This is a genomic window from Streptomyces sp. NPDC096079 (assembly GCF_040303145.1).
In the GTDB taxonomy this organism is placed as follows: domain Bacteria; phylum Actinomycetota; class Actinomycetes; order Streptomycetales; family Streptomycetaceae; genus Streptomyces.
Window position 1 is genome coordinate 63,956 of the sequence record NZ_JBEOST010000007.1, and the last position, 11,586, is coordinate 75,541.

At 73.9% G+C, this 11,586-nt stretch carries 14 protein-coding genes; 6 read left to right on the forward strand and 8 right to left on the reverse strand.

Translation table 11 applies throughout. The annotated features are described in order from the left end of the window. Positions 1-48: 48 nt before the first annotated feature. Entirely contained in the window at positions 49-1,032 is a 984-nt protein-coding gene (locus ABTY59_RS16570) for a glycosyltransferase family 2 protein (protein ID WP_352019659.1), read from the reverse strand. A gap of 126 nt (positions 1,033-1,158) precedes the next feature. On the opposite strand from ABTY59_RS16570, the gene ABTY59_RS16575 reads away from it, so the two are divergent. Further along, entirely contained in the window at positions 1,159-3,552 is a 2,394-nt protein-coding gene (locus tag ABTY59_RS16575) for a YfhO family protein (protein ID WP_352019660.1), read from the forward strand. Here ABTY59_RS16575 and ABTY59_RS16580 read toward each other — a convergent pair. Both ABTY59_RS16580 and ABTY59_RS16585 read right to left on the reverse strand, forming a co-directional pair. Next, on the reverse strand, positions 3,446-4,009 hold the full coding sequence (locus ABTY59_RS16580; RefSeq protein WP_352019661.1) for a GNAT family N-acetyltransferase: 564 nt from the start codon (positions 4,007-4,009) through the stop codon (positions 3,446-3,448). The two genes, ABTY59_RS16575 and ABTY59_RS16580, sit on opposite strands and share 107 nt — an antisense overlap. Before the next feature lie 87 nt (positions 4,010-4,096). Then, positions 4,097-5,110 carry an AraC family transcriptional regulator gene (locus ABTY59_RS16585; protein WP_352019662.1) on the reverse strand — a complete coding sequence of 338 codons (1,014 nt, stop codon included), beginning with the start codon at positions 5,108-5,110 and terminating at the stop codon, positions 4,097-4,099. 225 nt (positions 5,111-5,335) lie between these two features. On the opposite strand from ABTY59_RS16585, the gene ABTY59_RS16590 reads away from it, so the two are divergent. Continuing rightward, positions 5,336-5,707 carry a peptidase inhibitor family I36 protein gene (locus ABTY59_RS16590; protein WP_352019663.1) on the forward strand — a complete coding sequence of 124 codons (372 nt, stop codon included), beginning with the start codon at positions 5,336-5,338 and terminating at the stop codon, positions 5,705-5,707. Positions 5,708-5,738: 31 nt separating this feature from the next. Continuing rightward, positions 5,739-6,614 carry a hypothetical protein gene (locus tag ABTY59_RS16595; protein WP_352019664.1) on the forward strand — a complete coding sequence of 292 codons (876 nt, stop codon included), beginning with the start codon at positions 5,739-5,741 and terminating at the stop codon, positions 6,612-6,614. A gap of 10 nt (positions 6,615-6,624) precedes the next feature. Here the strand turns inward: ABTY59_RS16595 and ABTY59_RS16600 are convergent, their stop codons facing one another. Further along, a complete protein-coding gene (locus ABTY59_RS16600) occupies positions 6,625-7,371 on the reverse strand; it encodes a DUF2625 domain-containing protein (protein ID WP_352019665.1) in 747 nt (248 codons plus the stop codon). 62 nt (positions 7,372-7,433) lie between these two features. Here ABTY59_RS16600 and ABTY59_RS16605 point away from each other — a divergent pair, with 62 nt between their 5' ends. The 3 genes from ABTY59_RS16605 to ABTY59_RS16615 are packed head-to-tail and all read left to right on the forward strand — an operon-like array spanning position 7,434 to position 9,048. Then, the gene (locus tag ABTY59_RS16605) at positions 7,434-7,805 is read left to right on the forward strand and encodes a PadR family transcriptional regulator (RefSeq protein ID WP_352019666.1); all 372 of its coding nucleotides are present in this window, start codon (positions 7,434-7,436) and stop codon (positions 7,803-7,805) included. Continuing rightward, positions 7,802-8,383 (forward strand): HAAS signaling domain-containing protein, encoded by a 582-nt coding sequence (locus ABTY59_RS16610; protein WP_352019667.1) that lies wholly within the window; start codon positions 7,802-7,804, stop codon positions 8,381-8,383. The genes ABTY59_RS16605 and ABTY59_RS16610 overlap by 4 nt, the downstream gene beginning before the upstream one ends. A gap of 59 nt (positions 8,384-8,442) precedes the next feature. Continuing rightward, positions 8,443-9,048, forward strand: coding sequence for a GNAT family N-acetyltransferase (locus ABTY59_RS16615; protein ID WP_352019668.1), 606 nt, complete (start codon positions 8,443-8,445; stop codon positions 9,046-9,048). A gap of 181 nt (positions 9,049-9,229) precedes the next feature. Here the strand turns inward: ABTY59_RS16615 and ABTY59_RS16620 are convergent, their stop codons facing one another. From ABTY59_RS16620 to ABTY59_RS16635, 4 genes are all read right to left on the reverse strand, one after another. Continuing rightward, positions 9,230-9,646, reverse strand: coding sequence for a type II toxin-antitoxin system VapC family toxin (locus tag ABTY59_RS16620; protein ID WP_352019669.1), 417 nt, complete (start codon positions 9,644-9,646; stop codon positions 9,230-9,232). Next, on the reverse strand, positions 9,643-9,933 hold the full coding sequence (locus ABTY59_RS16625; RefSeq protein WP_352019670.1) for a ribbon-helix-helix domain-containing protein: 291 nt from the start codon (positions 9,931-9,933) through the stop codon (positions 9,643-9,645). Before ABTY59_RS16625 ends, ABTY59_RS16620 begins: the two co-directional genes overlap by 4 nt. Before the next feature lie 37 nt (positions 9,934-9,970). Further along, the gene (locus ABTY59_RS16630; protein WP_352019671.1) at positions 9,971-10,846 is read right to left on the reverse strand and encodes a helix-turn-helix domain-containing protein; all 876 of its coding nucleotides are present in this window, start codon (positions 10,844-10,846) and stop codon (positions 9,971-9,973) included. A gap of 282 nt (positions 10,847-11,128) precedes the next feature. Continuing rightward, on the reverse strand, positions 11,129-11,563 hold the full coding sequence (locus tag ABTY59_RS16635) for a VOC family protein (protein ID WP_352019672.1): 435 nt from the start codon (positions 11,561-11,563) through the stop codon (positions 11,129-11,131). Between the last annotated feature and the right edge of the window lie 23 nt (positions 11,564-11,586).

Below are 11,586 nucleotides of genomic sequence, written 5' to 3' on the forward strand. Positions count from 1 at the left end.
AACGACCTTGCGGTGATCGATGGTAGGGAGTCGCCGGGGCCGGAGCCACTACTTCGGAGCGACTGTTTCCCACAACGACTCACCCGTCACCCGGGTGTCGGCCGCGTGCGCACCTCCGCTCGTCTCCTTGAACAGGTAGTGCGGGCGGCGCTTCACCTCGTAGTAGATGCGTCCGACGTACTCGCCGATCAGTCCCGCCATCACCATCTGCACGCCCGCGAGGGCGGTGACGGCGACGAGGAGGGTGACGTAGCCGGGGGTGTCGACGCCGTTGACCAGCGCGTCGCCGACGATCCAGGCCGCGTAGCCGAGGGCGACGACCGTGAGGAGGAGTCCGAGGTGGACGGCGGCCCGCAGGGGCTTGTTGTTGAAGGAGAGAAGTCCGTCGAGGCCGTAGTTGAGGAGCTTGCCGAAGCTCCACTTGGAGCGGCCCTGCTCACGGACGGCGTTCTCGTAGGAGAAGGTCGTGGTGCGGAAGCCGACCCAGGAGAACAGGCCCTTGGAGAAGCGGTTGTACTCGCCGAGGCCGAGGACGGCGTCGACGGTGCGCCGCGACAGGAGCCGGAAGTCGCCGACGCCGTCGACGAGCTCGACGTCGACGAGCCGGTTGATCGCCCAGTAGTAGAGGCGGGCGGTGAGGGTACGGGTGACCCGGTCGCCCTCGCGGGTGCGGCGGGCGACGACCTGGTCGTACCCCTCGGCGTGCAGGGCGACCATGCGGTGCACGAGCTCCGGCGGGTGCTGGAGGTCGGCGTCCATGATCACGACGGCGTCGCCGGCCGCGTGCCGGAGGCCGGCGAGCATCGCGGCCTCCTTGCCGAAGTTGCGGCTGAAGGAGAGGTAGCGGACCCGGTCGGGGTCGCGTCCGGCGCGTTCCCTGAGGAGCGCGAGGGTCCCGTCCCGGCTTCCGTCGTCCACGTAGACCAGCTCGAACTCGCCGTCGAGACGTTCGAGTTCGGCGGTCACGTGGTCGTGGAAGCGGGCGAGGACGTCCTCCTCGTTGAAGCACGGGACGACGATCGAGAGCAGCACGCGGACCACGACAACGGAGCCCGGTGTCCCGGCCGGTCCGGGTGGATGGCGCGCAAGCGACGATCGCGTGAACTGGCCCGCCGGACCGGTCGTTCCCCGTGCGGGCGCTGTCATATTCGATCCGTCATGCCGAAGAACACGCTCTCGCACGCCACACGCTCGTACGTGCTCGCCGCCGTCCTGTCCGCCGTCGCCGTCTGCGGCGGGGACGCCGTCGCCCGCGTGTTTCCGTTCGGGCCGCGCCACCGCGCCGTGAACGACCTCGCCAACCAGTTCGTGCCCTTCCACGCGCACCTGTGGGACCTGCTGCGGGGCCGGGCGGACGGCGGGCTCCTCCTCGACTGGCGGGCCGGCTTCGGCACGAGCTTCCTGCCCGACTACGGCACCTACCTGTCGAGCCCCTTCGCCCCCCTCGTCGCGCTCTTCCCGCGCGGGGACATCGAGTACGCGGTGTACGCGGTCACCGTCCTGAAGACGGCGGTCGCCGCGGCCGCGATGACGTTCCTGCTGCGGCGGCTCGGACCGCGCGGGGTGTGGTGGTGGGCGTCGGTGCTCGGCGCCGCGTACGCGCTGTGCGGCTGGTCGCTCGCGGAGGGCACGTACAACCCGATGTGGCTGGACGGCCTCGTCGCCTTCCCGCTGCTCTGCCTGGTCGGCGAGTGGGTACGGGAGGGCAGGCGGCCGGTCCTGGGGCCGCTGGTGGTGGCGGTCTGCTGGTTCGCGAACTTCTACACCGCCTACATGGCGACCCTGGGCGCCGCCCTGGTGCTCCTGCTCCGCCTGGCGGTCACGGACACCTTCCGCCTCCGCGTCCTGGCACGGGCGGCGCTGACGACCGCCACCGGCGTCGGCCTCGCGGCCCCCGTCCTCGTCCCGGTCTTCCTCGGCTCCCGGCACGCCTACCCGGGCGTGGTCCGGGACTTCGCCCCGGCCGCCGGCCCGGACTTCCTGGCCCGGCTGCTCCCGGTGACGTACAGCTTCGCGACCCCGGCTGCCTTCGTCTGCACGGCGGTGCCGCTGCTCGCGGGGGCGCTGCTGCCGCGCCGGGACGTGCCCGGCCGGGAACGGTGGCTGTGGGGCGGACTGTGCGCGGCGGTGGCGCTGTCGATGCAGTGGGGCCCGACGCACCTGGTGTGGCACGTCTTCGCGACCCCGAACGGCAGCCCGTACCGCCAGACCTTCGTCCTGTCCGGCGTCCTCGTCCTCGCCGCCTGGACGGGCCTCGCGCACGGCCTCCCGGACCGGAGGTCGCTCCTCGGCGGGGTGGCGGTCGTCCTCGCCCTCACGGCCGGGGCGCTCCCCAGCGGCCTCCTCACCTCCTGGTCGCTGCTCCTCGCGGGCGCGGGCCTCGCGGCGGTGGCGGGCGCGCTGCTGCTGCCCCGCCGGGGCCGGTACGGGCTCCTGGCCGCGGTCCTCGTCGCCGGCACGCTGCTCGGGCAGGCGGCGGCGACGACGGCCTACGCGGACCGGGAGCGGCTCGCCCGGCTCGACGACTACCCGCCGTGGGGCGCCGGGCACCAGCGGCGCGCGGCGGCCCTGGCGGCGGCCGACGGCTGGCCCGCGTACCGCACCGACCCGGGGCTGCCCCGGGTCGCGGGGAACGATCCGCTGCTGCTCGGCGGCCAGGGCGCCGCGTACTACAGCAGCCACACCCCGGCGGTCCTGACGGAGACCCTCGCCGCGCTCGGCGGCGGCTGGACCTCGCGCGGCCGGAACCTGCTGAGCCTGGACAACCCGGTGACGGACGCGCTGTTCGGGGTGGGCGCGCGCTGGCGGGACGGCGAGGTCGCCCGGACGGACGCGTACCTGCCGCTGGTGACGGTACGGCCCCCGGGCCCGCCGCCGGTCTACGGCCGCTCGCCCTTCCGCAACCAGGAACTGCTGCTCGGCGCCCGGGTGTACGAGCCCCCGCACGCGGGCGCGTGCCGCGTCGGGACGGAGGTCTTCCTCTGGGCCCCGGACGCCACGGGCACGGCCCGCCTGGGCGACCGCGCCGTCCGGCTCCTCGGCGGCACACCGAAGCGCCGCGCGGCCCTGACCTCCCTGGGCGTCCAGCGGGTGCCCGGACTGAAGCCGGACCTCCCGGGACCGGGGGAACTCGGCTGCCTGGACCACGACCGCCTCCGCGCGGCCGTGACCGCCCTCCGCGCCCGTGCGGCGACCTCGGTCGACGTGACCTCGGACGGCCTCCGCGCCACACTCCCGCCGGGCTCGACGGGCACGGCGGTCGTGGCGGCCCCGCACATCGCGGGCTGGCACTGCGAGGGCGCCGCCCCCGTCCCGTACGGCGGCCTCCTCGCCGTCCCGGCCGCCACCACCGTCTCCTGCACCTTCCGCCCCCCGGGCCTCCGCGCGGGCCTGGCAGCGGGCGCGGCGGCGGCCCTGACCCTGCTGGGCGTCGCCCTGGCGCACGTCAGAACCGGACGACGGCCCCGTCCCGAAGCTCCGGCGGAAGGTCGTCCCGGTCGGCGCGGAGCTCCCAGCGGAGTTCGCCGTCCTGCTGTTCGTCGGTCGGCCTGAGGCCCGCCGCGCGGGCCACGGCCGCCGAGGCCCCGTGGTCGGGGTGGACGTGGGCGACGACCGTGCGGACGCCCTCGGCCAGGAGCAGGGCGACGAGCGCCGCGGCCGCCTCGCGGGCGATCCCCCGCCCCTGCCACCGCTTCCCGGTCACCCACGCGACCTCGGCGGTCCGCCCGCCGTCCGTGACCGTCGCCTGCACGGTCCCGGCGAGCCGGTCCTCGGCCCGGAGCCGGACCACCCAGTTGCGCCAGACGACCGCCGGGTCCGGCGACCCGGCGACCAGCCGCTCGTACCGCGCCCGCAGCTCGGGCGCGGTCAGCGGGGCGCCGCCGGTGAAGGCGTGGAGGGCGGGGTCGGCGAGGACCCCGGCCATCTCGTCGGCGTGCAGGGCGGCGAGGGGCACGAGGTCGAGCCTGCCCGTCCGTGCGCCCGCCAGGCCGTCCCGTTCCGTGTTCACGCGTCTCAGTCCCATATCCCCTGGCCGTTGCCGCTGCTCATCGTGGTTCCTCCCCCGTCTCCCGAAGCCTGCCGTACGGCTCCGAGCCTAGGAAGTCTCCGCCCCTCGGCCTGTGCGTCCGGCGCGGGCCTCCTTGACGCTCAGCGCGCGGAACTCGCTGGGGCTGAGCCCGTACGCCGTGCGGAAGGCGCGGCTGAAGACCGCCGGGCCGCTGAACCCCCACCGCGCGGCGACGGCCTGCACGGGAAGCCCGGCGCGCTCCGGGCGGGCGAGGTCGTCGCGGCACCGTTCGAGACGGCGGCGCCGGATGCGCGCCTGGACGGTCTCCCCGTCCCCGTACGCCTGGAACAGCTGGTGGAGGGTCCGTACGGAGATGTGGTGGCCCGCCGCGACCGCCGCCGGCGTGAGGTCGGGGTCCCCGAGGTGGGCGTCGACGAAGGTGTGGATCCGCTGGATCAGCGCCCGCGACCGCGCCTCGGCGGGGAGCTGCTCCTCGGCGTCGAGGTTCTGCGCGAGGCAGGCGGCGACGAGGTCGACGACCACGGACCCGAGTCGCGGCAGGTCCTCGGGCGCGCACTGGCCGGCGTGCCCCTCCAGGGAGCCGAGGAAGGCGGCGAGGACCGCGGCGAGGCCGTGCCCGCCGGGGATGCGGCTGCCGAGCAGCCGGTCGATCCGCCGGGGGCGCAGCGGCAGCACGTCCCGCGGGAGCTGGAGCATGGTCAGCTGCACCGGACCCGACGTGCTGGGCATCGCCGCGTCGGAGGGCCGCGAGGTGTCCCAGAAGACCAGGTCCCCGGCCCCGACGCTGCAGTCGTTGCGGTGCTGGGACAGCACGGTCTCGCCCCTCCGCATCAGGCCCAGCTGGTACTGCTCCGGGTCGCCGCGCCGGATCAGCGCGGGTGTCCGGCGGGACCGCAGGGGCGAGAAGGAGAACCGTGCGACGCGGACCGTCGTGAGGTCCAGGACGGCCGCCTCGGCCTGGAAGTCGGCGGGCCGCTCGACGCTCAGCGCGGTGGGCATCACCTCCCGCGTGATGAGGTCCGCGAACCAGTCGAACCGCTCCCTCGCGGGCACCTCTCCCGCCGACACAGCTGACCACATCCCGCGCCCCCCGTCGATCTTGCCGTCGGTGGCCAGAATGCAGCGGCGCGAACGCCTTTGTCGCCGGGTTTCCCCGTCGGCGTGGCGTGCCCGCATCCACCGTGACCTGGACTTCAACGCCTGTTCGTTGAAAGGGTGTTGAGGTCTTCTTGACCTGCCGTTGGCCACCGCTGACAGCCTCATGCCGAACCGGGAACCCGGCCCATGAGAAACGGAAGGCACCTCGTGAACCTCAAGCGATCCCTCGTCGCCCTCGGCATGGCGGCGGGCGTTGCCCTCGGCGCGGCCGCCGTCGCACCGGCCGCGAACGCCGCCCCGTCCGGCTGCGCCGGCGGTGGGCTCTGCGTGTACTGGAACACCAACTACCAGGGCCCCGTCCAGACGGTCTACCAGAACAACGCCGACCTCACGGGCTACACCAACTTCTACGACGCCCTGCACGGCTCCGCCTTCAACAACGGCAACAGCTGCAACGTGGTGCTGTGGAAGGCCACCGGCTACCAGGGCACGGGCTGGAAGCTGGACCGCGGCACCGGCTGGACGGACATCGGCGACAACCTCAGCACCATCGGCTCCAACAAGTGGTGCACCTACTAGAACCATGGGTTCCAGGAGACGCACCGCAGCCGTGGCGCTGCTTCTGGGTCTCGGTGCCGCCGGATGCTCGACGTCCGGCGGCACCGCCGCACCCGGCCCGGCGCCCCTCCCCGCCCCGCGCCCCTTCCAGGGCGTCACCCACTACCCCGAGCCGGAGCGCGTCGCGCTGCACACGGCCGAGGAGGAATTCGTCGCCGCCTGCATGAAGCGGCGCGGCTTCACCTACCACCCGCAGCCGCTGGCCACCGGCGACCACCTCTCCGACATCAATCCGTACGGACTGCTCGCCGTCCCGCAGGCGGTGAACGACGGCTACGGCATCACGAGCACCGCCCTCTCGACGCGGCCGGCCGCGGACGCCAACGCCGCCGAGGCCGCGAACACCCGCTGGCGGGACGCCCTGCTCGGCACCCCCGCCCACCGCGTCGACCTGGAGATGCCGCTGGGACGGACGTTCTTCTACCAGGCGGACTCCTGCGCCGCCGACGCCAAGTCCCGCCTGTTCGGGCCCGATTACCACCGGCTCTACAACACCTTCCAGGTGCTGGCCGACGCGGTCGTCGAGAAGGTCAGGACCGATCACCGGTACCTCGCCGCACAGGCCTCCTGGAGCGGCTGCATGCGGGACGCGGGAGCGGCGGCGAAGTCCATCGGCGATCCGCAGGCCACCGTCGACAAGGAACTCCGGCGCGCCGGCCGGGACCGGGCCAGGCTGCACGCCGTCGCCGGGGTCGAGTTGAAGCTGTCCCGGGCGGACGCGGACTGCCAGGCCGGGATCGGCCTCGCCGCCGTCGTCACCGCGGCGCAGCGGGACGCCGAGAAGACGCTGGGCGCGGGCTACTCCGACGAACTCGCCACCCTGCGGACCCTGCGGGAGCGGGCACTCGGGAAGGCGACGCGGAGCTGAGCCCGTGCCGTCACGGCGCGCCCAGGAAGCCGGGGTCGGCCCCGTCGAAGCGCACGGCCGTCTCGCGGCCGATCCCGAGCAGCTCCTCCAGGGGGACGACCGCGCGGCTGGTCGCGGCCAGGTCCTGGTGCGCCTCGGCGGACCACAGGGGCGGGTAGAGGCTGAGGCCCTCCCCGCCGGTCAGGCCGGGGACCTCGTCGCGCCAGCCGGGCCAGCGCAGGCCCTCGTAGAACTCCTCGGTGCCGCCGGCGAGCAGCCAGGACAGCCAGGCGCCGTACCCGGCGCCGATCGCGTCCCAGCGCAGCGAGTCGGGCGCGAAGTAGACCATCTCGCCGGGCCGGCCCGGCAGCCCGGTCTCCTCCTCCGTGCCGCCCTGGACGGCGAAGGTCCCGCCGAGCACGTCGTGCGCGACGACCAGCCCGGCGGCGGGCCGCCAGGCGGGGTCGAACACCTCGGGCATGCCGTTGATCCCGGCGAGGCCGGGCAGCCGCCGGTCGTTGTGGGCGGCGGGGCTGCCGTACACCCGCAGCCAGCCGTCGTCGACGAGCGCTCCGCCGGTGTGCAGCACGAACGCCCCGAGGTACGAGCGGGCGCCGACCTGCGTCCCCAGCAGCGTGGCCGCCGCGCGCGCGGGATCGGCGCCCAGCACCTCGACGGGCACCGTCGCGGCCCGCAGCTCCTCTTCGAGCCGTGGCCACGCCGGATCCTCGACCTCGGTCAGTTCGCTCAGCCCACGCGGTTCTCGCCGTTCTCCCACCCTGGCATCGTCCCACGCGCCCTCCGTTGATCGACGGCGCCGTCGGGGGTATCTTGCATTACATGGTTCCTGGCGAAGCAAGAACGGAGGCGGCCGGAAAGGTCGCCAGCCAGCTGCGCAAGGGCGTACTGGAGTACTGCGTCCTCGCCCTGCTGCGCGACGGCCCGCGCTACGGCGTCGAGATCCTCGACGAACTGGCCGCGGTCAGCGTCATGACCACCAGCCAGGGAACGATCTATCCCCTGCTGTCCCGGCTTCGCCGCGACGGACTCGTCGACACCGAGCTCCGCGAATCGGCCACCGGCCCCGCCCGCCGCTACTACACGCTCACCGCACCGGGCAGGACCGCGCTCGCCGAGTTCACCGAGAGCTGGCCGCGCTTCCGCGACGGCGTCGACCACTTCCTGACCGCACCCCACGGAGGCTCCGCATGACCGGCACCGCACACCCCCTCGTGTCCGACTACCTGGCCACGATCGAGCGCGAGGCGTCCTTCCTGCCCGCGGGGCGCCGCGAGGAACTCCTCGCCGACCTGCGCGAGCACCTCGCGGTCGCCGTCGGCGACGAGCAGGACCCGGAGACCGTCCGCGCGGCGCTCGAACGGCTCGGCAGCCCCTCCGCGATCGTCGCGGCCGCCCGCGCCGAGGAGCCGGAGACCCCGGCGGCGGCGACCACGGCGGTCGCCCTCAAGGCCCCGAACCGCACCCGCAACACCGTCACCGCCGTTCTGCTCGGCGTCGCCGGGATCGCCGGGATCACCATCTCCCTCCCCGCGGCGGCCGTCCTGGTCGTGAGCCTCGCCCTGCTGTGGACGTCCGACGCGTGGGACCGCGGCACCAAGGTCCTGGCCACCGCCCTCACCGTCGCGGCCCCGGTCGTGGTGCTCCTCGGCGCTCTCCTCCTCTCCGCCCGCTTCGGCGTGATCGAGCTGCTCACGGTCCTCGTCGTGGGCATCACCCTGCCGGCGATCGCGGCGGTGCGCCTGCTCCGCGCCCTGCCCAAGGCCGCCTGACCAGGGACGGGACAGGGAGGGCCACCCCTCCCCCCGACCAAGATCATCACGGGTGCAGAATGACCCGTATGACCCTGTCAAACACACCGAAGACGGCCACGATCGACGACGCTCGCACGGTCAGCCGCACCCTGGCCTCCGCCTTCGGCGACGACCCGATGATGCGGTGGTTCTTCCCCGACGACGCCTCCCGCGAGGCGGCCCTCGGCCGGTACTTCACGACCCTGTTCACCCGGCAGTACGGCCTGCACGGCGTCTGCGAGCGGACCGAGTCGGCCGCCGCCTTCTGGGTCGCGCCCGAGGGCGCCGACAAGGCCGTCCCCGACGACGCGACCGTCCAGGAGCTCGTGGAGATCCTCGGCGACCGCGCCCCCGTCTTCCGGGAGGCCGTCATGGCGGCCGCCGAGCACGGGCCGGCCGAACCCCACTGGTACCTCGCCGTCATCGGCGCCGACCCGGACGCCCGTGGCCGGGGCCACGGCTCGGCCCTCCTCCGCTCCGGCCTCGCGAAGGCCGACGCGGCGGGCCTCCCGGTCTACCTGGAGTCCTCCAAGCCGGACAACCTGCCGGTGTACGAGCACTTCGGCTTCACGGTCCGGTCCGAGTTCTCCCTGCCGGGCGGCGGCCCGGTCCTGTGGGCCATGAAGAGGGAGCCGCGCGGCTAGGGGGTGTCCGGGCGGCGCCGGAGCAGCACGGGCGCGCCCGTCACGGCACCGTGGCCGCCCCCCCTGAGCCTCCCGCCGTTCCCGTACGAGCAGCGCGCGCGACGCATTGCGGTACGGGTTCGGGCGGGCGGCTCACCCCGGGCACGGTCTGCGGGGTTCCGGCCCTCTCCCTGGACCACCCTCAGGGCAGCAGGGTGAAGGCGTCGACGTGGGCGGGGTGGACGGCGCCGAAGTGGCGTCGGTCCACGGTGGCGACCTCCCGCACGCCGAGGCGCTCGGCGCAGGCGATGACGGACGCGTCCACGAGGCCGAGGGGAAAGCCCGCGTACCGAGCCGTCAGCTCGGCGATCCGCAGCCAGTCCCCGGGGTGCACGGGTTCGACCGTGAAGAGTCCTTCGGCGAAGTCCTGGGCCAGCAGCAGCTCGGAACGGGCTCCGAGGCGACGTCCCAACAGGTGGGCGACTTCCGCGACGACGAGGGTGGGGACGACGAGAGGCCCGGGATGGGTCTCCAGGAGCCGCACGCACCGGTGGTGCCAGGCGTCGCTCCTGTCGTGCAGGGCGTAGAGCGGCCCGGAGTCGACGATCAGCGGGCTCATGCGCTGCGCCGCACCTCGCGCGCTTCTTCCTCGGCGATGAGGTCCCGCCCGTCGGCCAGGCCCGCCAGCAGCTCCTCCATGCGCTCCGCGATGTCGCCGCGTCCGCTGTCACCCGACCCGGTGGAGTGGAACCTGCGGCGAACAGGGGCGTCACCCTGCTCGGCACCGGGCAGGTGGGCGGCGATGGCCTCGCGCGTCCACTCCGAGACGGTCATGCCTCGCCGAGCGGCCTCGTGACGCATGCGGGCGTCCAGCGATTCGTCGATCTTGATCGTCGTTCGCTTCATGTATGCCAGCATACCCAGGCGGTGCGGGCGCGGCCCCTCACGCTGCCACCGCCGCATGCGCGTCCGCCTCGCAGTCCCGGCAGGGGCCCGGCTCCCAGGCGCGGAAGGCGACCTCCTCGCAGGTGACGCAGATCTGGATCGGCGGCGGGCCCTGGACGAGGGGCGCTGCGGGGAGCGGGGGCGGGAGGAGGTTCTTCAGGCGGTGGGAGAGGAGGCCCGCCGGGTGCTTGAGGGTGTCCGGGAGGCCGGCCAGCAGGGTGCGGCGGACGGCGTCCGGGGCCGCGCCCCTCGCGAACCAGGCGTCGACGGCCGGGGCCAGGTGCCGGACGTCCCGCTCGGAGAGCAGGAAGCGGGCGTCGTGGCGGCGGAGGCCGAGCAACAGCTCGACGGCCGGAGTCGGCGGGGCGGCCGGGGTCTCGTCCCGTACCGGCTCCCGCGAAGGCTCCGGGTCCGGCTCCGGGTCACGATGAGGGTCGGGGTCCGGCTCCGGGTCACGATCAGGGTCGGGGTCCGGCTCCGGGTCACGATCAGGGTCCGGGTCCGGCTCGGGGTCCCCGTCCGGCTCCGGGGGCTCGACCGCGCCCGGGTTGTTGTACGAGACCGTACGGGTCACGATCCGGCCGCTGGGGAGGCGCTCGCGGTTCCGGGACAGGTAGCCGTGGGCCTCCAGTTCGCGGAGGGCGGCGGCGACGCGGATCTCGCCCTCGGGGAAGCGCTCGGCGAGGCACTTGACGCCGATGCGGGAGCCCGCGGGAAGCGACTGGATGTGGACGGCGAGGCCGATCGCGGTGAGCGAGAGGTGCTCGTGCTGCGTGAGGTGGTTGCCGACGACGGTGTAGCACGTCGTGTGGGTGACATTGGCGTGGATGACGCCCGCGCCGGAAACGGGCGCGCTAAGGTGCTGGGTACCCATGGGGGAAGGGTTTGCTTCCTCGATGGCCAGGCCCCCGCCGTGGATTCCGAGTCCCGTCGGGGGCCGAGCATTTTCCGTTCAGGTCGCCGCGAGCATATGCCAGGCAACCGCCCCGAGATCCAGCCCAGTTGGCGAGGTTCGCTCGTGTGGGTGACGCCCCCTCAGGGTGACCACTGAGAGCAGGTGGGGTGGGGTGGGTACTTTCCCCGGTACTTGAAGGACGTCGGCGTGTCCCGGGTCGTGGAACCGCTCGACCCGGCACCACAGGGCGCCCGGTCGAGGTCAGTCGAGGCAGAACTCGTTGCCCTCGATGTCCTGCATGTTGATGCAGGACTCGTTCTCCCCGTCGGCGTACAGCGTCTTCAGGTGCGTCGCGCCGAGCTTCACCAGGCGCTCGCACTCGGCCTCCAGGACGGCCAGACGCTCGTCGCCCACGAGGCCCTTCCCGGCGCGCACGTCGAGGTGGACCCGGTTCTTCACGGCCTTGCCCTCGGGGACGCGCTGGAAGAGCACGCGCGGGCCCGCGCCCGTGGGGTCGGTGCAGGCGAAGTAGACCGGCTGCTCCTCGCGCGGCAGCGACCGGTGGTACGCGGACCAGGTGGCGAAGCCCTCGGGGACCGGCGGGACGACGTACCCCAGCACCTCGCACCAGAACTCGGCGAGGCGCGCGGGCTCCGCACAGTCGATGGTGACCTGGATTTCCTTGATCGATGCCATCCGGGCACCGTAACAGGGGGCCC